The organism is Bacillus sp. SRB_331 (genome assembly GCF_003264175.1).
In the GTDB taxonomy this organism is placed as follows: Bacteria; Bacillota; Bacilli; order Bacillales; family Bacillaceae_G; genus Bacillus_A; species Bacillus_A mycoides.
On the sequence record NZ_NADV01000040.1, the window covers coordinates 62,843 to 84,351 of the forward strand.

General features: G+C 34.0%; 21 protein-coding genes and 1 riboswitch. Of the genes, 13 read left to right on the top strand and 8 right to left on the bottom strand.

The window, feature by feature from the left end:
• Positions 1-32: 32 nt before the first annotated feature.
• From B5P42_RS24240 to ahpC, 3 genes are all read right to left on the bottom strand, one after another.
• Entirely contained in the window at positions 33-1,424 is a 1,392-nt protein-coding gene (locus B5P42_RS24240) for a hypothetical protein (RefSeq protein ID WP_113735450.1), read from the bottom strand.
• A 325-nt stretch (positions 1,425-1,749) separates the two neighbouring features.
• Positions 1,750-3,276, bottom strand: coding sequence for an alkyl hydroperoxide reductase subunit F (gene ahpF, locus B5P42_RS24245; RefSeq protein ID WP_002124933.1), 1,527 nt, complete (start codon positions 3,274-3,276; stop codon positions 1,750-1,752).
• Between the two features lie 14 nt (positions 3,277-3,290).
• A complete protein-coding gene (ahpC, locus tag B5P42_RS24250) occupies positions 3,291-3,854 on the bottom strand; it encodes an alkyl hydroperoxide reductase subunit C (protein WP_000924420.1) in 564 nt (187 codons plus the stop codon).
• Positions 3,855-4,429: 575 nt separating this feature from the next.
• Between ahpC and mtnK the strand changes: the two genes are divergently transcribed.
• The 3 genes from mtnK to B5P42_RS24265 are packed head-to-tail and all read left to right on the top strand — an operon-like array spanning position 4,430 to position 7,411.
• Positions 4,430-5,659 carry an S-methyl-5-thioribose kinase gene (gene mtnK / locus B5P42_RS24255; protein WP_113735451.1) on the top strand — a complete coding sequence of 410 codons (1,230 nt, stop codon included), beginning with the start codon at positions 4,430-4,432 and terminating at the stop codon, positions 5,657-5,659.
• Between the two features lie 12 nt (positions 5,660-5,671).
• Positions 5,672-6,715, top strand: coding sequence for an S-methyl-5-thioribose-1-phosphate isomerase (gene mtnA, locus B5P42_RS24260; protein WP_033708738.1), 1,044 nt, complete (start codon positions 5,672-5,674; stop codon positions 6,713-6,715).
• A 54-nt stretch (positions 6,716-6,769) separates the two neighbouring features.
• Positions 6,770-7,411: an L-fuculose-phosphate aldolase gene (locus B5P42_RS24265; RefSeq protein ID WP_002029515.1), complete on the top strand. Its 642-nt coding sequence runs from the start codon at positions 6,770-6,772 to the stop codon at positions 7,409-7,411.
• A 45-nt stretch (positions 7,412-7,456) separates the two neighbouring features.
• Here B5P42_RS24265 and B5P42_RS24270 read toward each other — a convergent pair whose 3' ends face one another.
• From B5P42_RS24270 to B5P42_RS24280, 3 genes are read right to left on the bottom strand one after another with little or no spacing between them, the layout of a single operon-like run.
• Entirely contained in the window at positions 7,457-8,464 is a 1,008-nt protein-coding gene (locus B5P42_RS24270) for a FecCD family ABC transporter permease (RefSeq protein WP_113735452.1), read from the bottom strand.
• Positions 8,461-9,501 carry a FecCD family ABC transporter permease gene (locus B5P42_RS24275; RefSeq protein ID WP_113735453.1) on the bottom strand — a complete coding sequence of 347 codons (1,041 nt, stop codon included), beginning with the start codon at positions 9,499-9,501 and terminating at the stop codon, positions 8,461-8,463. The genes B5P42_RS24270 and B5P42_RS24275 overlap by 4 nt, the downstream gene beginning before the upstream one ends.
• Before the next feature lie 48 nt (positions 9,502-9,549).
• Positions 9,550-10,467 (bottom strand): iron-hydroxamate ABC transporter substrate-binding protein, encoded by a 918-nt coding sequence (locus tag B5P42_RS24280; protein WP_113735454.1) that lies wholly within the window; start codon positions 10,465-10,467, stop codon positions 9,550-9,552.
• Positions 10,468-10,797: 330 nt separating this feature from the next.
• Here B5P42_RS24280 and B5P42_RS24290 point away from each other — a divergent pair, with 330 nt between their 5' ends.
• A complete protein-coding gene (locus B5P42_RS24290) occupies positions 10,798-11,847 on the top strand; it encodes an NAD(P)/FAD-dependent oxidoreductase (protein ID WP_078178040.1) in 1,050 nt (349 codons plus the stop codon).
• Between the two features lie 295 nt (positions 11,848-12,142).
• Here B5P42_RS24290 and B5P42_RS24295 read toward each other — a convergent pair whose 3' ends face one another.
• Positions 12,143-12,511 (bottom strand): hypothetical protein, encoded by a 369-nt coding sequence (locus B5P42_RS24295; protein ID WP_060751286.1) that lies wholly within the window; start codon positions 12,509-12,511, stop codon positions 12,143-12,145.
• 174 nt (positions 12,512-12,685) lie between these two features.
• On the opposite strand from B5P42_RS24295, the gene B5P42_RS24300 reads away from it, so the two are divergent.
• The 7 genes from B5P42_RS24300 (at position 12,686) to B5P42_RS24330 (ending at position 18,477) form a co-directional block, all read left to right on the top strand.
• Positions 12,686-12,925, top strand: coding sequence for a helix-turn-helix domain-containing protein (locus tag B5P42_RS24300; protein WP_002029523.1), 240 nt, complete (start codon positions 12,686-12,688; stop codon positions 12,923-12,925).
• A 234-nt stretch (positions 12,926-13,159) separates the two neighbouring features.
• A complete protein-coding gene (locus tag B5P42_RS24305; RefSeq protein ID WP_002029525.1) occupies positions 13,160-13,684 on the top strand; it encodes a hypothetical protein in 525 nt (174 codons plus the stop codon).
• A 20-nt stretch (positions 13,685-13,704) separates the two neighbouring features.
• On the top strand, positions 13,705-14,148 hold the full coding sequence (locus tag B5P42_RS24310) for a hypothetical protein (protein WP_016103225.1): 444 nt from the start codon (positions 13,705-13,707) through the stop codon (positions 14,146-14,148).
• A gap of 178 nt (positions 14,149-14,326) precedes the next feature.
• Positions 14,327-14,995, top strand: a complete 669-nt coding sequence (locus tag B5P42_RS24315; protein ID WP_113735456.1) for an LSm family protein — start codon at positions 14,327-14,329, stop codon at positions 14,993-14,995.
• A gap of 233 nt (positions 14,996-15,228) precedes the next feature.
• Positions 15,229-16,494 carry an S-adenosylmethionine decarboxylase related protein gene (locus B5P42_RS24320; RefSeq protein ID WP_113735457.1) on the top strand — a complete coding sequence of 422 codons (1,266 nt, stop codon included), beginning with the start codon at positions 15,229-15,231 and terminating at the stop codon, positions 16,492-16,494.
• A gap of 143 nt (positions 16,495-16,637) precedes the next feature.
• On the top strand, positions 16,638-17,864 hold the full coding sequence (locus tag B5P42_RS24325; protein ID WP_113735458.1) for an ATP-binding protein: 1,227 nt from the start codon (positions 16,638-16,640) through the stop codon (positions 17,862-17,864).
• Between the two features lie 229 nt (positions 17,865-18,093).
• Complete coding sequence (locus B5P42_RS24330; RefSeq protein ID WP_033708170.1) at positions 18,094-18,477, top strand: hypothetical protein; 384 nt, start codon at positions 18,094-18,096, stop codon at positions 18,475-18,477.
• A gap of 25 nt (positions 18,478-18,502) precedes the next feature.
• On the opposite strand, the gene B5P42_RS24335 is transcribed toward B5P42_RS24330, so the two are convergent.
• A complete protein-coding gene (locus B5P42_RS24335; protein ID WP_002091277.1) occupies positions 18,503-19,135 on the bottom strand; it encodes a cyclase family protein in 633 nt (210 codons plus the stop codon).
• 85 nt (positions 19,136-19,220) lie between these two features.
• Positions 19,221-19,333: riboswitch (SAM riboswitch) on the bottom strand.
• Between the two features lie 149 nt (positions 19,334-19,482).
• Here B5P42_RS24335 and B5P42_RS24340 point away from each other — a divergent pair.
• Both B5P42_RS24340 and B5P42_RS24345 read left to right on the top strand, forming a co-directional pair.
• Positions 19,483-20,592, top strand: a complete 1,110-nt coding sequence (locus B5P42_RS24340) for a PRK06851 family protein (protein ID WP_113735459.1) — start codon at positions 19,483-19,485, stop codon at positions 20,590-20,592.
• Positions 20,593-20,703: 111 nt separating this feature from the next.
• Entirely contained in the window at positions 20,704-21,486 is a 783-nt protein-coding gene (locus B5P42_RS24345) for a nucleotidyltransferase domain-containing protein (protein WP_113735460.1), read from the top strand.
• Positions 21,487-21,509: the final 23 nt, after the last annotated feature.

The following is a 21,509-nucleotide window of genomic DNA, read 5'->3' on the forward strand; positions in this document are numbered from 1 at the left end:
ATACCTTACTTTCTTCTGTAACTATAAAGTTATTATTTTCCAAAAAATAAATCAGAAAGACTTAAACGAGATTTTTTGTATGAGTTATTAACGTATTGTTGGGTAATTACATAATAGTAAATAGATTCCTCAAACTTGTTGATGAGTGAATTCCGAAAATTAATTACTGCTTCTTGTAAATCATTTTCTTCCATGGAAATTATATCTTCCATGGATTTTGAGAAGTATATATATTCTTTCATAAACTGTTCTTCGGATAAAAAGCCCGATCGTAGTTCTTTAATTTTGATAAAGCGAGTATTTAAATGTTCATAGTGATTGAGCATGTTAGTAAAGGTATTGGATAAAAATTCTTGACTAAGAAGAAGTGCATCTAAGTTTAAAGATGTATTTAAAGGATTAATTCCTAATTGTTCAATTTCGTATTTAGAGTGTTTATTTAATTTAAAGTATATGTTGTTAATTGAGTTATTATTGATTTCTATTAAGGAGTCTAGTATCTCTTCTACTTCTTTTTTTAATGGATTATAACATGTAAATAATTCTATGGTATTAGGGGAGCGATAGTATTTTATTCTAGGATCATACTGTAGTTTTCCATTAGAAAAAATATAACTTTCAGAATGAGTTAATTTCTTACAAAATTGATTTGTTATAAAGTCTAATTGCCGTTCTAAGGTATTGATATTTTGTTTGGATTTGTATAAACATTTACTTAATGATGCAGAAATTTTTAATTGGGATTTAATAACTTGTTCATATCTTTCATCATATAATTTTTTTTTTGCTTTTGATGTTAATATTGTTGTTCTAAATAATATTAATGTAAACGTAGATATAAGAAGTGCTAAACATCCTGTTACAGCATTAATTGCTTTATAATCTAGATGTTTTATTATATTAGAAATATTATTCCGATGTAAAATCTCAGTAATATTTTGTATTAAAGTAGGTTGATAAAATAATAAAATAATAAACCATATTAAAATATTCACAAATGAAATTTGGAACATTGTACTTATAAATGACTTAAGAGAATTGTACCAATGAATAGGGCTAAATGGTTTAGTTTTGTCAACTGAATTATCTTCCCTATATGCAGATGCATATAGGACTCGCGGAGAGATAAAGTACAAAAGTTTATCTGAAAGATAATACAATTCAGTTATTAATCGTATTACTTTTAGATTTTTGTTTCTAATAAATTTATGATATAGGTATTTCAATACTTTGAACCTGATTCCATGAGTGATAAATTGGAGTACGGCTAAACTAAGTATAATGATAAAAAATAAAAATATATACTGAAAAATAATACATAGAATAGTGGAGGCAAACACTGATTTAATAACGGTAAATGCAGAAAAAATTAACTTAATGAGAAATGAGATTATAAAAAATAAACTATTTTTTATTATTTCCATAACGGTTATCTCCTTTGTAGAAAATGAATATTTGGTATAATTAATCGTTTTTATCCAGAAATAGTACTGGTTGATGCCTCAAATTACGGACAAAGAACTGTCTCAATAATATTATTTAATAGTAATCCAGTAAAAAAAAGAAATTGCAGATTGATAATTATTTTGATGACTTGAATAGATATTTTGTGAAAAAACTATACCAGTTTTAAAACAGAAAAACACTGTACTAATTGTTAAATAGTACAGTGTTTTATGAAGAAATTTTTTATACTTTGAGCTAACAAAAATGTTATACAATTATGAAAAAACTACTACTATGTCTAAATTAGTTACGGATTAAGTAATCAAATGCACCTAAAGCTGCATTCGCACCTGAACCCATAGAGATAATGATTTGTTTGTACGGATTATTTGTACAGTCACCTGCACCAAACACTCCTGGTACGTTTGTAGCGCCGTGCTTGTCTGTTACGATTTCACCGCGAACGCGTTCAACTGTTTCGCCTAACCAGTCTGTGTTTGGCACAAGACCGATTTGAACGAATACACCTTGTAATTCAACATGGTGTACTTCTTCAGTTTCACGATCGATGTAAGAAATACCGTTTACTTTATCAGTACCAGTGATTTCTTTCGTTTGAACGTTTTTCAGAACAGTTACGTTTGGTAAGCTGTTAAGACGTTCTTGTAATACAGCATCAGCTTTTAATTCTGGCATGAATTCAAGAACAGTTACGTGCTTAACAATACCTGCTAAGTCGATAGCTGCTTCAATACCAGAGTTACCACCGCCGATAACCGCTACATCTTTTCCGATGAATAATGGACCGTCACAGTGTGGGCAGTATGCTACACCTTTGTTTTTGAACTCAGCTTCACCCGGTACGCCAACATTACGCCAGCGAGCACCTGTTGAAACGATTACGCTCTTACTTTTCAGAATAGCGCCGTTTTCAAGTTCCACTTCAATAAGTTCTTTTTTCTCTAAACGTTTCGCACGTTGTAGATTCATTACATCGATGTCGTATTCTTTTACGTGCTCTTCAAGGCTTGCTACTAGCTTAGGACCTTCAGTGCGTTTTACGCTGATGAAGTTCTCAATACCCATAGTATCCATTACTTGACCACCGAAGCGCTCAGCAACGATACCAGTGCGGATGCCTTTACGTGCTGCATAAATTGCTGCACTTGCACCAGCTGGGCCGCCACCAACAACAAGAACATCGTATGGATCTTTATCAGAAAGCTCTGATGCATCTGGACCGTTACCCATTTTAGCTAAAATTTCTTCAAGTGTCATACGACCGCTTCCGAAAGATTCGCCGTTTAGGTAAACAGTTGGTACTGCCATGATGTCTTTACTTTCTACTTCCTCTTTAAATGCAGCGCCATCAATCATAGTATGTGTAATACCAGAGTTTAGAACGCTCATTACGTTAAGAGCTTGTACAACATCAGGACAGTTATGACAACTTAGGCTGATATAAGATTCAAAATGATATTCGCCTTGAATGTTTTTGATTTGATCGATTAATTTTTGTTCAACTTTTGGAGCACGTCCACTCACTTGTAGTAAAGCTAACACTAATGAAGTAAATTCGTGTCCTAATGGAATACCAGCGAATACGACACCAGTGTCTTCACCAGGGCGATTTACGCTAAAGCTTGGTGTTCTCTCTAGTTCAACTTTTTCTACTGTAATCTTAGATGACATAGTAGCTAATTCATCTACTAGAGATAACATATCTTTAGATACGTTATCGTCTCCTGCGCTTACTTTAAGTAAAATATCGTTCTCCATTAACTGAAGGTATTGGGATAGTTGTGTTTTTATATCTGCATCTAGTATCATTTTGATCGAACTCCTTAGATTTTGCCTACAAGGTCAAGGCTTGGTTTAAGTGTTGCAGAACCCTCTTGCCATTTAGCTGGACAAACTTCACCTGGGTTGTTACGTACGTATTGAGCTGCTTTAATTTTGTTAACAAGAATGCTTGCGTCACGGCCGATACCGTCAGCATTGATTTCCATAGATTGGATAACGCCGTCTGGATCGATGATGAATGTACCACGAGCAGCAAGACCTTCTTCTTCCATTAAAACGTTGAAGTTTGTAGTGATTGTGCGAGTTGGGTCACCAATCATAATGTATTCGATTTTGCCGATAGTTTCTGAGCTATCATGCCATGCTTTGTGAGTGAAGTGAGTGTCTGTAGATACAGAGTATACTTCAACGCCTAAGTCTTTTAGAGTTGCGTATTGGTTTTGTAAGTCTTCAAGTTCAGTTGGACAAACGAATGTGAAGTCTGCTGGGTAGAAACAAACTACGCTCCATTTTCCTTTTAAACTTTCGTCAGTAACTTGGATAAATTCTCCATTATGGTAAGCGTTAGCTTTAAACGGTTTTACTTCTGTGCCGATTAATAACATATTAAAATTCCTCCTAAAGGTTGGTTTTGAGCATCAAAAAATAGTTTGCTCATAAAATATATTTTTTAATTAACTATAATAATTCTAATTCGATATTAATTATCATATAGAAGTGGTTATTTTGTCAAGAGAATAAACCAACTTTATACCAATTTAATTAATATTTATTCTCAATTAAGGCTGCTAGGGAATTAAAAGGTAATTTTCAATGAGTGTTTGAAAGAGTAGTGTGTATGTTAGAGACATGGTGTAAGTATAAATTCTTAGGAAGGAAATATTTCTTAGAAGTTGTGGATTTGAAAAGGAACTGCTTACTTCTATTTTACAAAGAATTGTGCAATAAATAAAACAAAATGTATCGGAATCTTTGTGAACAATTATTGTCATCATAAATATATATAATAAGAAGTATATTGCAATGAGAAATAGAAACATTGACGCTCATTTCTAACAAGATATAATAAAAGCGAGATATGTATTGCAATAGAGAAGATATAGTATAGATTGAAAAAATTTCAGTCTATTATTTTTTATGGCTTTTAGAAAACGTTTACATTTAGTGTGGAGGGGAAACCATGCCTAAGTTCACGAAGTATTTTTTAATGGAAGCTAAAGATGTGATTGCATATGTGCAAGAGAAATTACCTAAGTTCGAGCATGCAAAGGGGCTAAAGTGTAAAGAAATAGGTGATGGTAATTTAAATTATGTGTTCCGCGTTTGTGATGAACAGAAGAGCATTTCTGTCATTGTAAAACAAGCTGGGGATACAGCGCGTATTTCAGATGAGTTTAAGTTGTCGACGAATCGAATCCGTATAGAATCAGATGTTTTACGATTAGAAGGAGAATTAGCACCTGGACTCGTGCCAAATGTATATTTGTTCGATAGTGTGATGAATTGTTGCGTGATGGAAGATTTATCAGATCACACAATATTGCGTACAGCACTCATAAATCATCAAATGTTTCCGAGACTTGCTGATGATTTAACTACTTTTATGGTAAATACTCTTCTATTAACATCAGATGTTGTAATGAATCATAAAGAGAAGAAGGAACTCGTGAAGAATTATATAAATCCTGAGTTATGTGAGATTACAGAGGACCTCGTATATTCAGAGCCATTCACAAACCATAATAAACGCAACGAATTGTTTCAATTAAATGAAGGATGGATTAGGGAGCATATTTATAGTGATAAAGAGCTTCGTATGGAAGTAGCAAAACTTAAGTTTTCGTTTATGACGAATGCACAAGCGCTACTTCACGGTGATTTACATACTGGTTCTGTTTTTGTAAAAAGTGATTCTACAAAGGTTATTGATCCTGAATTTGCTTTTTATGGACCTATGGGATATGACGTTGGGAATATAATGGCGAATTTAATGTTTGCATGGGTGAATGCAGATGCAGTGATGCAATCTGGTATTGAGAAAGATACATATATGAACTGGATAGAATCTACCATGATAGATGTAATTGATTTATTTAAGAAGAAGTTTTTAGATGCTTGGGATATTCATGTGACAGAGATTATGGCGAAGGAAGAAGGCTTTAACCGAGTTTATTTACAATCTGTATTAGAGGATACAGCTGCAGTGACGGGTCTTGAGTTAATTCGTCGTATTGTTGGTCTAGCGAAGGTAAAGGATATGACTTGTATTGAGAATGAAGCAGCGCGTGCTAGAGCGGAGCGAATTTGTCTTCAGGCAGCGAAGAAGTTTATTTTACAAGCGAATCAATATAAAACAGGTAGCAGCTTTGTAGAAACGTTAAAAAAACAGTCAATGCATAGTGCGAAATAAGGGGAGAAGATGATGGCAGAGCAATTAATACCAATTCAGTGGAAAGATGATGCTTTAGTGTTATTGGATCAAACGGTATTACCGAACGAAGTAGTCTATGAATCTTTTAAAACGGCTGAGGGTGTGTGGGATGCGATTCAAGTAATGAAAGTACGAGGAGCGCCGGCAATAGGTGTTTCAGCAGCCTACGGTGTGTATTTAGGAGTAAAGGAAGTTGCGGAAAGTTCGGCGGAAGAATTCATAGCGGAAGTAAAAAAGGTATGTGCATACTTAGCGACATCAAGACCGACGGCAGTAAATTTATTTTGGGCGCTTGAAAGAATGGAAAGTGTCGCGAAAGAGAATGCTCACTTATCAATTGCGCAGTTGAAAGATAGATTATTAGAAGAAGCAAAAGAGATTCATAGAGAAGATGAAGAAATTAACCGTCAAATTGGAGAACATGCATTAACATTATTCCATGATGGCATGGGGGTATTAACGCATTGTAATGCAGGTGCGTTAGCAACGACTAAGTATGGAACTGCGACAGCTCCAATGTACTTAGCGAAAGAAAAAGGATGGGACTTAAAAATCTATTCCGATGAAACACGCCCTAGATTACAAGGTTCAACGTTAACGGCATTAGAACTGCAGCGAGCGGGAATTGATGTCACGGTCATTACAGATAATATGGCGGCAATGGTCATGTCACAAGGGAAAATCGATGCAGTAATCGTTGGATGTGATCGTGTAGCAGCAAACGGGGATGTAGCAAATAAAATTGGAACATTAGGTGTTTCGATTTTGGCTAAATATTATAACATTCCATTTTATGTAGCAGCACCAACGCCGACAATTGATTTGAAAACACTGACAGGAAAAGAAATTCCAATTGAAGAAAGGGATGCTTCTGAAGTGATCAATCGTTTCGGACAATACTCTGCTCCGCAAGAAAGTAAAGTATACAATCCGGCATTTGATGTCACGCCATATGAAAATGTAACAGCGATTATTACGGAAAAAGGGATTGTAAAAGCACCGTTTATGGAGAATTTAAAAAAGCTATTTCAATAAGTAGATAGTTTTTAGAAAAATAGTCATCATAAGTTTCTTACTAGGGGGATGTATATGTTACTGCAAAAAGAAAGAGAAGAAGTTGTAGCGTACGGAAAGAAAATGATTTCTAGTGGTTTAACAAAGGGGACTGGCGGTAATATTAGTATTTTCAATCGTGAACAAGGTCTTGTTGCAATTAGCCCAAGTGGTCTAGATTATTATGAAACGACGCCTGAAGATGTAGTTATATTGAATTTAGATGGTGAAGTGATAGAAGGAGAGAGAAAACCATCAAGCGAATTAGATATGCACCTTATCTATTATAGAAATCGTGAAGATATAAATGCGCTTGTGCATACACATTCTCCTTACGCGAAGACAATCGCATCATTAGGGTGGGAACTTCCTGCAGTATCGTATTTAATTGCTTTTGCAGGCCCGAATGTACGCTGTGCACCGTATGAAACATTTGGTACGGAGCAATTAGCAGAGGCTGCTTTCGAGGGCATGATTGATCGCCGTGCAGTTTTACTTGCGAACCATGGTTTAATGGCCGGAGCGAATAATATAAAAATGGCGTTTACTATTGCAGAAGAAATAGAGTTTTGTGCTCAAATTTATTATCAAACGAAAAGTGTCGGAGAACCGAAATTACTGCCAGAAGACGAGATGGAGAATTTGGCGAAGAAGTTTGAAGGGTATGGGCAGCAGTAAAATGAAATGAAAACACCCTCAAGAAAAAATCTTGAGGGTGTTTCTCTATGCCTTCTTCAATAACAAATACATAAAGTAAGGAGCACCAATTAAAGCAACGACAATACCAGCTGGAATACCGCTAGGTTCGACGATATTTCGTCCAATTGTATCCGCTAGTAGTAATAACCATCCGCCGATTAAAACGGCGATAGGGATGAATATTTGATGCCTTGGACCTACTAAAGATTTGGCGATGTGAGGAGCCATAAGTCCGATAAAGCTAATGCCTCCTGTTACGGAAACAGCAGCGGCAGCAAGTGCAACGGCTGCGATTAATAAGTATCTTCGTTCTTTTTCAATTTCAATTCCAACACCGATTGCTACTGGCTCGTTTAATGCTAGTATATTTAATCTATTTGCCTTATAGAAAACAAATGGGATTAATACGATTAGCCAAGGAAGCATTGCTAAAACAAATGTCCAGTCATCTCCCCAAATGTTTCCGGCAATCCATTTAGCGATAAAGTCTACTTTCATACGATCTGCAGATGAAATAAGTACAATCATCGCGCCAGATAGTGCAAAGGAAAAACCGATGCCGGTTAATGTTAATCTGATTGGCTGAAGGCCTGTGGATTTGCTATATGAAAATACGTAAATTAGAACAGCTGTTAGAAACGCACCGATAAATCCAACGACTGGTAGTAGGTAAAGGAATGAACCTACGTCTATCGGGAAGTATAGAAAGAAAAAAGCAACTGCAACACCAGCACCAGCGTTAATGCCGAGAATACCAGGTTCAGCTAAATCGTTTCGGGTAATACCTTGTAATACAGCACCTGATAAAGCGAGTGCCATACCAGCTAATAATGTAATGCCGATTCTAGGTAGCCTTAAAGAATATAAAACGAATTCTTCTTTAAATGAACCTTGTCCCATAAGTGTTGGGATTAATCTGTCATAGGAGAGAGCGGCAGAACCGAGTCCCATTCCAATTACAATTGTTGTGATGGTAAGTATGAGTAATGCAAGTATGATAAGGCGTTGTTTCTTTAGAATAGATTGCATCATGAGAAAGATCTTCCTCCTTTACGTACAATAAATAGGAAGAATGGTAATCCTACAATTGCGACAATTGCAGCAACTGGTGTTTCATACGGAGCGTTAATTGTACGTCCGATTGTATCTGCGAGCAGCATAAAGGAAGCACCAGCGATGGCTGACATCGGTATAACAAAACGGTAATCTGGTCCAACGATTGGACGAACCATATGAGGTATCATTAAGCCGATAAATGCCATGTTTCCGACAAGCGCTACAGAAGCACCTGCAAGCAAGATAATAATGATAAATAAAATCGTTTTAATGACGATAATTTTTTGACCGAGTCCAACGGCAACTTCTTCACTGAAACTAAGAACTGTTAATTTCTTTGCAAGTAAGATAGCGATAAATATACTTATTGAAATAACCGGAATAATAATTTTTAATTGGCTCCAACTCGTTCCAATTACGCCCCCAGCCGTCCACATTGATACATCTTGTGAAATTTTAAAGTAAATGCCAACACCTTCTGAGATTGCAAGTAGAAATGCTGAAACAGCAGCACCAGTTAATACAATTCGAAGAGGGGAAAGTCCGCCCTTTTTCACCATGCCAATTCCAAATACCATAATAGCGCCAATTGCAGCACCGATAAAGCAAGCTAGTGTTAAGTAAAGGTAGCTTATAGAAGGATTGAAGGCAAGTGTTAGTGCAAGTGCAGCATTTGCGCCACCAGTTAGGCCAAGTAATCCAGGATCGGCAAGTGGGTTTCGCGTTAATCCTTGCATAATTGCACCAGAAACAGCGAGTCCAGCTCCTACAAAAATAGCAGCAACTTCACGTGGTAAACGTATTTCACGAAGGATGGATAGCTTATCTCCTTTAGCAGAGGAAGTAAGTGCTAACCATACGTCTTTTATAGAAGTATCTGCAGCGCCTAACACCATTGCAAACATAAAAATAAGAAAGAATGCAATGATACTCAAAATTAATTTGTATGTAAAAGCGTTGGAACGTAGGTTGTCTTGCTCTTTTTTCATTCGTTTCACATCTTTTCTTTTCATAGAATAAAGGAAGAGGAATTCTTAAATTAAGAATTCCTCATGTTTGTATTATTGACCAAGAAAGCTCTTCTTGAAGAAGTCTAGTTGGAAATCTAATGTAAGTGGATCATTGAAATAGAATTCCATCATGTTTGCTTCATATACACGATTATTTTTTACTGCTGGAATGTTTTTATATGATTCTGTCTCTTGGAATGAGTTATCAGTATCTTTGTTTTTACTTACGATTAAGTAATCACCAGCAAACTCAGGTAATACCTCAGTAGATAATGCGTAGTATCCTTCTTTTAAAGCTTTTTCTTTTACTTTTTCAGGCATTTTTAATTTCATTTCTTGGTAAAGAATTTCTGTTCCACGGCCCCAGTTTTCGCCGTATACGTAAAGCTGTTTGTTGAAGTTTTCAACAACAGAAACTGTTGCATCTTCACCAATCTTCGCTTTAATGTCTTTTCCAGCTGTTTGTGCGCGTTTCTTGAAATCATCAACCCAAGTTTTTGCTTCTTTTTCTTTATTTAATAATTTACCGATTTCTAAGTGTTGTGTTAAGTAATCAACTTTTCCGTAAGTGTATGTTACAGTAGGAGCGATTTTCTTTAACTTATCAACATTTTTAATATTTGATAAACCAATGATTAAATCTGGATTTAATTCTGCAATCTTTTCAACATTTTCATCTGATACTTCAGCGACATTTTTCAGTTTGCTATCGAAACGTGGGTTTTGTTTAGACCATGAATCTACCCCAACAAGATTTACACCTAATGACATTACGTTACCAGCGAATGATGATAGGACAACAACACGTTGTGGATTTGCTGGAACTTCTACTTTACCATTTTCAGATTGGTATGTAATTGTTTCTGATTTCTTACCTTTTGCGTCGTTCTTCTTGTCTGTTGAACCGTTGCTACAAGCACTCATAACAAGGACGAACAGAACTGTTAGTGAAATAAAAAATTTTTTCATCGTCTTTCTCCTTTTGATAGATGATATGTGATATACAATAAATTGTTTAGCTTTGATCTTTTGAAAAGTTAGTGGTAATATAAAAGTCTTATTAACAATCTTGAACTTGAGATTTTACCATGTAGTATTCACCATAGTAATAGAAGAAGATGTAATCTCACAGTTGCTAATAATTAACAAATTGATAATGATTATCACTATTGATTATTTAAATACTATAATTTTATATAGGTGTATTGTCAATAGTGATTTTGATTGTAAAATTTATAAAAACAAGTTATATTTTATTGAGAATGATAATCAATTATTAGTAGCTGAGGAGTGACACGAATGAATCAAGAAGAATTGTTTGATGTAACTGTGATAGGCGGAGGACCTGCAGGGCTTTATTCAGCTTTTTATAGTGGACTAAGAGAGATGAAAACGAAAATAATAGAATTTCAACCACAGTTAGGTGGAAAAATACATGTTTATCCGGAGAAAATGATTTGGGATATTGGCGGATTATTACCGGTCACTGGTGAGAAATTAATTGAGCAACTTGTACAACAAGGATTAACATTTCAGCCTGAAGTTGTATTGAATACAAAAATAGAATCAATTATTCGTAATCAGGATGGCATTTTTACGTTGAAAACAAGCTCTGGGGAAGAACATTTTTCAAAAACAGTGATCGTCGCAACTGGTAGTGGTATATTGAATCCACAAAAGTTATCAATTGAAGGTGCTGAGAGATTCGAAGTCTCAAATTTAAATTATACAGTTAAATCGTTAAAACGTTTCAAAGATAAAACGGTAATTATTTCAGGCGGAGGGAACTCCGCAATTGATTGGGCGAACGAATTAGAACCAATCGCGAAAAAAGTTTATTTAACATATAGAAAAGAAGAATTATCTGGTCATGAAGCACAAGTAAAACAACTTATGAACAGTTCAGCAGAATGTTTCTTTAATACATCGATTACAAAATTAATTGCTGGTGATAACCATGAAGCGATTGAATATGTAGAATTAACAAATCATGAAACAGGAGAGATTTCTCATTTATCTATCGATGAAGTTATTATTAATCATGGATATGAACGTGATATTACATTATTGGAAAACAGTGAGTTAGATGTTGCAATTATAGATAATTTTTATATTGCAGGTAATGCAAATAGTGAGTCGTCTGTAGATGGATTATATGCTGCTGGAGATATTTTAAAGCATGACGGGAAATTACATTTAATTGCAGGGGCATTCCAAGATGCTGGAAACGCTGTGAATAAAGCGAAACAATTTATTCAACCTGATGCAAGTGAGTACGGAATGGTTTCTTCTCATAATGAAGTATTTAAGAAGAGAAATCGAGAATTGATTAAGCAGATGATGAAATAATAAAGTGAAACTTTAATCATTGGGGGGGCCATCCCCCCAATGATTATTAGCCTTCACCAATCGGGCTTTTACGGGCAGGTGATCTCCCACCTAACTCCCTCGCATTCGCTGAATTTTGAGGTGGGGGTTTTCCTGTTTATTATATTTTCAATCATTATCATGACACCGGTTTCATTAGTTCTTGTCATATGAATGTATTTCTTTAACAAGGGAATACAAAGACTTGAACGTTTTATTTGTAAATCTGTCTAGAAAATAATGAATCTACATTTGGTTCGCGCTGTCCATTATAAAATTATGCGGTCCCTTTTGCCTGTTCATTAGGAAATGGCATATTTAGTATAGACGTAATGTATTGTTTTCCGTGTTTTCGAGCTAATGATTCTAATATTTGGCGAACGCGTTTTGTAAGATGACCTTGTTTTTTTATAGCCTCACAATATGCGTCATAGAAAACGTATTTAGCCCAAAGGAAATCATCTTGTTGGAATAAGAAATGATTTTTGTACCATTCGCCAATTGTATGATAGCAATTGTTTTCATGTACTGCTGCACTTTGTGAAAGGATACGATCGGATAAAGAATTAGATAGATGAGAAATTGTGTTTTCTGTTTCAACTTGTAATGTTTTTTCTAACATTGTAATGATGTGACGAGTAGCCATATGTTAACTCTCCTTTGTGTAATACCATTCTATATTTTAAAAAATACTTACTATACTATTATACAATATATGGAATGCATCTACCTGCTTTTTAATTTGTATTTACAAAATCTTTTTTATTTGTTTACAAAAATAAAGTAAGATACATTATATATATGAAAAAATAATAAAGGAATGAACACATTGTATATAACGATAGAAGAGGCTGCGGAGTATTTGAAATTACCAAAATCGTATGTTGAAGACTTAATTCAGCAAAAGAAAATTCGTGCACTGTTTGATGGAGAGCAATATTTAATAAACAAGGAACAGTTTAATACACATTTAGAACAAATGGAGAAATATAAGCAGTTAGTGGAAGAAATATTAAACGAACCAATTCCAGAAGATATGGATGTTAAAGACGAAGATTAAATTTATAAAAATCCCCCGTATTAAGNNCTTAATACGGGGGATTTTTATATTAAGGGATGAAAAAGTCATCCGAAATCCTAGAGTTACTTTAAGGGAAAGAAGATTTTATAGGGATTAGTACTATTAGTTAAAAGCATATTTTTTCATAGCGGGGACAAACATAGCGAACATAACCTGTACAGATACATATACTATCAGTGCAAAAGCTTATAAATTAATGGAAGGGGTTTTCTCGTGAGTTTATTTCATTGGGATTTTTTGAAAGAATTAATTGGATCTTATGTAAGAGTAAACAGAGGTGGACCGGAATCTCAAAAAGGAATAATAGTGTCAGTATGTACGGACTACGTCGTATTACAGAATGAAAAAGGAGAGTACCATTACTACCAGCTTCGCCATCTGAAAAGCATTACAAAAAATACGAAAGATGGTGGGATAGGTGATTCTGTATGGTCGGAAGAAGACAGTGCAGAAGACTTTGAAACGCTACTTCAAGGCTTCAAATACCGCTGGGTGAAAATTAATCGTGGTGGTCCAGAGAAAGTTGAAGGTATTTTACAAGACGTTTCTTGCGATTATGTAACGTTAATTATAAAAGAAGAAGTGGTATTAATTGCACTATCTCATATTAAGAGTGTTAATTATAATGCACCAGTAAGTGGAGAGAATAGTGATGAGAGTAGCGATGAGAAAAGTAATGAAAACAGTAATAATTCAAGTCGCGCTCGTGCACAAAGACAATCAAGTAGAGGAAGATAATAAGAAAGGAGGGTATAAAATTGGAGAGTGTATTATGCTGTGATCAAATTAAAGGTTTAGTCGGTGAAAATGTAAAAGTAAATCTTCGCGGACCAGAAAGTAGAGTAGGTGTACTCGTATCATTAGGAAAAGATTACCTTACACTACAATTGCCTCTTGGAGAATTAGTATATTACCAGTTGAAACATGTGAAGAGTCTAGTTAGGAAAGTGAAAGAAGCACCGGGAGAATATGGTTCATGTTTCTATGCTGATGAAGATACTTTTTTAGATGTATTAAATGACTTGAAGTATAAATGGATAAAGATTAATCGTGGTGGACCAGAGTGTGTGGAAGGTTTATTAAGTGATATACATGATGGAAGTATTACACTAGTAAACGGTGATGAGGTCATTTATATAATTAATTCTCATATTAAGAGTGTGAGTCAAATAGTTAAAAACAAAAAGAATGAAGAAGAATAATGTTTAATAAATAAAAGGGGCATTATGATTGAAAGTGAAGAACGATTTCATATTTTGCTGCAATAATTTCGCGGTATATGAAAAAGAATTCTTACTATTAAAAGACAGAACATTGCCCCTGATTATTTTTTTGAAATGGAAGACAGAAAAGCGCAATTTCATAGAAAGGAGGATATAGATGAATGAGTTAAACAAGAACATTGGGGAAAATATATACGTTAAATTAATCGGTGAAAGAAGATTTAGAGGTATATTAATTGATGTAGGGAATGATATTGTTGTTCTTTACAATGGACAAGACTATGTATATATATCTTTATACCATATCCAATATTATAAATTTTTAAGAGAGCATGATGAAGAAATATTAAAGCCTGGTGTGGACTCTGTAATTAAGAGGGAATCACCTTCAATTTCTTTGAGAAAAGTATTAATCACATCTAAAGGGATTTTTACAGAAATTTATGTGGCAGGAAATGTTCCGATACACGGTTATGTTACAAGTGTAATGAACGATTATATTGTTTTTTATAGTCCAGTTTATAAAACGGTATATATATCTTTAAAGCATTTGAAATGGCTAATTCCTTATAAAGAGAACCAAGTCCCTTATTCCCTCAATAAAAATGAACTCCCCGTAAATCCATTAAATATTACTTTAGCGAGAACGTTCGAAGAACAGCTTATTAAAATGTCTGGGAAAATTATGGTGTTTGATTTAGGTGAAGAATCTAACAAAATCGGAAAGATGGCGAAAATTGATGAAGGGCATATTGAAATATTAAAAGCACGTGATGCAAAAATGTATGTAAATATTCAACATGTAAAATCTGTCCATTGTCCGTAGACTAGTTGAGAGGGCTGGCTTTTTCTTTTATATATAGGGAAGAAAAGGTCGAGCCTATTTGTTTAATTCGATTTGGATATGAGGGGGAAAATGAATTGAATATCATATAGGTATGTTAGTGTGATCTTTGAAGGGGCAATCTTGTACTAAAGATGTACGAGCTACCTTTTGGTGTATTCAATTCACTTTTTGAGGAAGTGCTGCTCAACTACTTTATTAAAGGGGTTTTGTTTGTGGAGCAGTTTCCAAATTCGTTTTCGATTACATTACTTGGAAGTGCTGGTGGAGCAGCAAAAGCAGTGTTAGCAATTTTGAATCAAGCGGTAGTAAATGAAAAAGATCCAATTTATGAAGTGATAAAGAATGTGAACTTCCATTTGGTGGATATAAAACAAAAAGATAAAAGTTATTATGATGAGTTGTTTCCAAATTTGAAAGAGCAATTTTTTTTATATGAAATAAACCTTCAAGATGTAGTCAAATTTAAACATCATTTAAAGGAAAAAAGAACGAAGGTTGTTATTGATGTTTCAGGTGCAGATACAATTAGGGTACTGAGTTGTTGTAATGACCTTGGCATTTGTTATATTAATTCGGCTTTGGAAAATGAGGCAGTAGATCAAGACGATAGTTTACTTGGTTTTCAGCTTACGGAAAGGTATACGAGGTTTGAGAAGGAGAAAGAAACATTTACAAATACAAGAGCGATTATAGGCTCAGGTATGAATCCTGGTGTTGTTCAATGGATGGTTGTTGAGCTTATGAAAGAACGTCCAAATGAAAAGCCGCGAGCATGCTATATTGTAGAACATGATAATTCATTTTTGAATGATAAAGAGCTTATAAAACCTCATACACTTTATGCATCATGGGCAGTTGAGCGTTTTCTTGATGAAGCGATATGGAGTTATCCTATGTATATGAGTCATCATCGTCCACTTTACTTTTATGAGGATGTATATGCTTCAGAGTATAAAGTAAAGTTAGGTGAAAAAGAATTTTATGGTTGCTTAATGCCACATGAAGAAGTTTTAATTTTAGGGAAATCTTTTAATATGGAAGTGGGTTTTCTTTATCGGATCAATGAGTATACAACAAACTTAATTAGACAGAACTTAGATAAAGTGGAAGATTTATGGAATTGGAATCGTAAAGTATTTAATCCAGCAGAAGATGATATTATAGGAGAAGATTTAGTCGGTGTGTTACTCGTTTATGAACATAATGAGACATACATGTATAATGTAATGAATAGTAGCCAAGTTTTTCAAAAATATAAAACAAATGCGACGTACTTCCAAGTAGGGTGTGGAATTTATGCTGGCTTATGTAGTTTACTGTTAGATACTTTTGGACAAGGCGCTTATTATGTAGAAGAATTATTATTAAATACTGAAAGTAAGTATGGGGAATATTTAAATTTATATATGAAGGATTTTGTAGTAGGACATAATAATTTTACAGATGGATTGCTAAATGATAGGGTAAGATGGATATAAATTGTAACTGAAAAGGAAGGAGCTGTATCTCCTTCCTTTTAGTATTAGAAGGTTACATGTTGCCCTGAAAGCAATTTCATAATTATAATTTAAAGAGATAACACTTGAAATGTTTTTTGGTATTGATCAAGAGGAGTTTTTATATGAACAAATACAAGAGCTTGATTTATGAAGAAAGAGAAGCTTTAAAAGTATTTATATTATTATTCTATATTATATTCTTTTTATATGACGTTATCTATTATTTTGTTTATCCCGCTATGAATATTAATGAAGCAAGGGTAGGGTGGCCAGAAGGTGGTATGGGAATAGGTGTATATATATTAGTAATATCTTTATTTCCTATTTCAATATATCTTCAAAAACAAGGTTATGTATATTTTGTGAAATACTTATTTTTAATTGGGTACATGCTTATTGATCTTATTAATAACTTAATGATTTATTTACACAGTGATCGTGTTTTTGAAAATGGAAATATGGTTGAAATATTTTTAATTCTATTTGCACCGATTTTCGTGAACAGAAAATATTTTTATTTCGTTTCCTGTAGTGTAATTGGAAAATATGTATTTTTTACTTTGATATTACAAGATGTAAAAGTTGTGATTCCGCTTGTATTATGTATATTCTTTTTCATCATTTCGCATTCTTTATTAAAGAGATTTCAATCTTATGTAAGGACAGTTGTTGAGATGATGAACAGTATGAAAGAGACAGAAAATTTAGCGGTTATTGGGACTATGTCTACAACAATCGCTCATGAAATTCGAAATCCATTAACAGCTTTAAAAGGATTTACACAAATTCAAAAAGAAAGAAATCTTGAAGATACGATGAGCTATGAGATTATGCTGCAAGAAATTGAGAGAATTAATGGGTTTGTTAGTGAATTGATGTTATTAGGAAAACCGAAACCAACAAATTATGAATGGTGTAATATAGGGGAAATCCTTTTATATGTTGTACAGTTAATGGAAAGCTATGCGACTCAATATAAAGTTAAATTTAATTTGCAAGTAGATGGAAATTTACCCGTTATAAATGGTGATGATAAGCAATTAAAACAAGTGTTGTTAAACATCATCAAAAATGGAATTGAATCGATGCCAGGAGGCGGGAATATTCGGATTCTGGCATATGAAAAAGCTGGAGAGAACTTGTGTATTTCTGTTGAAGATCAAGGTCTTGGGATAGAAAATGAGAAAATAGAAAAGATCGGAAAAGCTTTTTATACAACAAAAGAGAATGGTACAGGTCTTGGATTAATGATTACATATAAAATTATTGAAGAACATCAAGGGAGTATCGCGATTGAAAGTAGTATGGGGATAGGAACGAAAGTGGAAATTTATTTACCAACAGTGTAGTGCATTAGACGAAATTACTTTTCAGAAAAGTGTTCTTGTTGTGTAAATATAAACATTTTATAAAATGTTTCAAGAAGGGTTTTTTTTATAAAAAACTTCGTTTATAATGGAGGAAAATATCGACATAGAGCTTTTAGCTCATGTAACGGTTCAGTAGTGTTATGAAAAGAAAAGAAGGGGTGCACGCGCATCCTTTTTTCTATGCGGATATGATGAAAGGGGTGGTATGATGGAATTAACATTAAATTCGACTGTATGTTTACACACGATTCAATTTCGAAAAGAGCAAAAGAACTATATTGTAAAAGATACGATTACAGGAGAGACATATGAAATGCCGCCACTTTGGATTGATGCACTAGCAATGATGCGTGACGGTTTTTTATTGGGAGAAATTGAGGAGAAATTAAAAGAAGAATATCCAGCAGAAGAAGTAAATATGGTAGCATTTACGAGGCAACTGTTAGAGCTAGAACTTGTCGAAATGGTAGATGGAGAAGAGATAGCTTGTACAAAGAAGAAAGATAAAGATTATTTAGCTTGGATACGACCAAGGGTGGAGCAATTCTTTTTTAACTTAAATAAAAAATATAAAAGCAAAGGTCAAAAGTGATCTTTGCTTTTTTTGTAGACCATGTTTAAAAAATAACAGCGAATGCCCTTGCGAAAGCACCGTCACTATTTTTAATTTTTAAAGGTGCTGCTGAGAAAAAGAATCGTTTCGCTTTAATGGCATCTAAGTTTGTTAAGTTTTCAATTAAGTAAATATTATTTCCTAACAGTATGTGATGAATCGGTGATGTTTCTGTCGTTACCTCATCAGGAGAAATAAAATCTAAACCGACAGATTTTACTTTTAATTGAACTAGTTCTTCAGCTAATTCTTCGGAAAGATAAAACGCTTCTTTCTCATAAGCTTCGGTATTCCATTTATTAGATAGATTGGAATGGAAAATGACAATATCGCCTTCTTTTATGTCGACAGTGTGTAATACTTCCTTAGGTAATTTTCGCTCTTGAACATGAGTCACATCGATAAGAACAGCTTCGCCTACAAATTGATTTAGGGGTAATTGATCAATAGTGGTTGCGCCTGAAATGAAATGAGCAGGCGCATCACAATGCGTACCAACATGAACGACAGAATGAAAATTCGTAACTTGATAACCGGTTTCTTCAACGCTTGTAATGGCTTCTAGTTGGATTTTTGGTGTTCCAGGAAATTGAGACATATTATTTTCAAACGTTTGTGATAGATCAATTACTTTCATTTTACATACCTCCAATATATTTTTTTCAAATAATAAAAAGCCCATCCTTCATAATCAAGAAAGATGAGCTTTACATACTAGCTGAGTTTTATCTTCCAAAATGCAATGCATTTTGCAGGAATTAGCACCTATTCAGTTTGCATAAACTGAGGTTGCTGGGCTTCAAAGGACCGGTCCCTCTGCCTCTCTTGATAAAGGTTTATTTGGTTTTAAATTCGGAATATTTGTGATATTTAAATTGTAATTCATTTCCTTTTTTCGTGCAATACAAATTAGGTGTTCACCCAAATAAAGTTGCTCGCATATTGTAGCTTATGTAAGTAGACTGTTGCGAAGGAGTGAGTGCAGTGACAGGGAATGTATTAAATTATTATGCTGGTGGCAATACAGCTAGAGGATTTCATAATTTATACGAAGAGAATTTAAAAGGGCTAGATAGGTTGTTTATTTTAAAGGGTGGTCCAGGAACGGGAAAATCTTCTTTAATTAAGGCAATAGGTCGTGAATGGGTTGAAAAAGGATATGATATTGAACTTTTGCATTGTTCTTCTGATAATAAGTCAGTTGATGGAGTGATTATTCCGAAATTAAAAGTAGGAATTGTTGATGGAACATCACCACATGTTATTGAGCCGAAAATGCCAGGAGTTATTGAAGAATATATAAATTTAGGAGTTGCTTGGGACTCAGATAAATTAAGAAAGCAGAAGTTAGAAATTGAACGGTTTGTATTAGAAGCGGGCAAGGCTTTCAAATCTGCTTACGGATGTTTTGAAGAGGCGTTAGTTATACATGATGAGTGGGAGAAAATATATATTAATAACATTGATTTTAATAAAGCAAATGAACTAACAGAACAGCTAATTCAGAAATTATTTGCAGATAAAAAGGGAAAACAATCGATTGTGAAACATCGTTTTTTAGGAGCTGCTACACCGAAAGGAGCAGTTGATTTTGTTCCTAATTTAACAGAAGGATTACCACATCGTTATTTTATAAAAGGACGCCCGGGTTCTGGAAAATCAACAATGCTTAAAAAGTTATCGAAGGCAGCAGAAGAAAAAGGGTTTGAAGTAGAAGTATATCATTGTGGATTTGATCCAAATAGTCTTGATATGGTTATCGTAAGAGAATTAGGATTTGCAATTTTTGATAGTACCGCACCACATGAATATTTTCCAAGTCGCGAAGGTGATGAGATTATAGATATGTATGCTCTTATTGTTAAACCAGGGACGGATGAGAAGTATGCTACAGAAATTCGTGACGTTTCCATTCAATATAAAGCAAAAATGAATGAGGCGATGTCTTTCTTAGCAAAAGCAAAATCAGTTCGTGATAAATTAGAACGAATTTATATTGCTGCTATGGATTTTTCAAAAGTGGATGCATATAAAGAGGAAATTCAAAAAGAGTTTGAACGAATTACCGCTACTGTAATTGAAAAGAAAAAATAGGTTTTGTTAAACTGTCAGAAAAATTCTGGCAGTTATTTTAGTGTGTAGTAAAATTAGTAGTATATTTGTCGAATTTCCAAGGAAATAATCAAAAAATGGGGATGGTATGAAATGAGAGGGAAAATTGAATTAGAGTTAGAAAGAATTGAAAAAGAGAATGATGTGAAAATTTTATTTGCAGTGGAATCAGGGAGTCGTGCTTGGGGATTTCCATCGAAAGATAGCGATTATGATGTTAGGTTTGTTTATATACATCCAGTAGAATGGTATTTATCAATTCATGATAAACGTGATGTAATTGAATATCCGATTAGCGATGATTTAGATATAAGTGGCTGGGATATTAAAAAGGCATTGCAACTATTCGCGAAGTCAAATCCAGCGTTACTCGAATGGATTCGATCGCCGATTTTTTATTCGGAAAACTCGAACCTTCCAGAGCAGCTTCAGCAAATGAGTGAAAAGGATTTTAATCCGAAATCAACGATATATCATTACTTACATATGGCTTCAAAAAACTATCGTGAATTTTTACAAGGTGAAAATGTAAAGTTGAAAAAGTACTTTTACGTATTACGTCCTATTTTAGCTTGTAAATGGTTAGAAGAGAAAGGGACATTGCCCCCAGTAGAATTTGACCGGTTAATTATGGAACTATCAGTAGAGCCTAGTGTATTGAATGAAATTGAAAAGTTGTTAATAAAGAAAAAAGCAGGTACTGAATTGGACATTGGATTGAAAATTCAGGTGCTAAATCAATTTTTAGAAGAACAAATTAATTATTATCAGCAATATGTGAAAAACATTGAAAAGAGATTAGGGATTGATATTGAGAGTTTGAATACATTATTTCGAAATATGTTGTTTGAAGTATATGAAAAAGAGCACAAGTGAGTTAATCTGTACCCTTTGTAAAG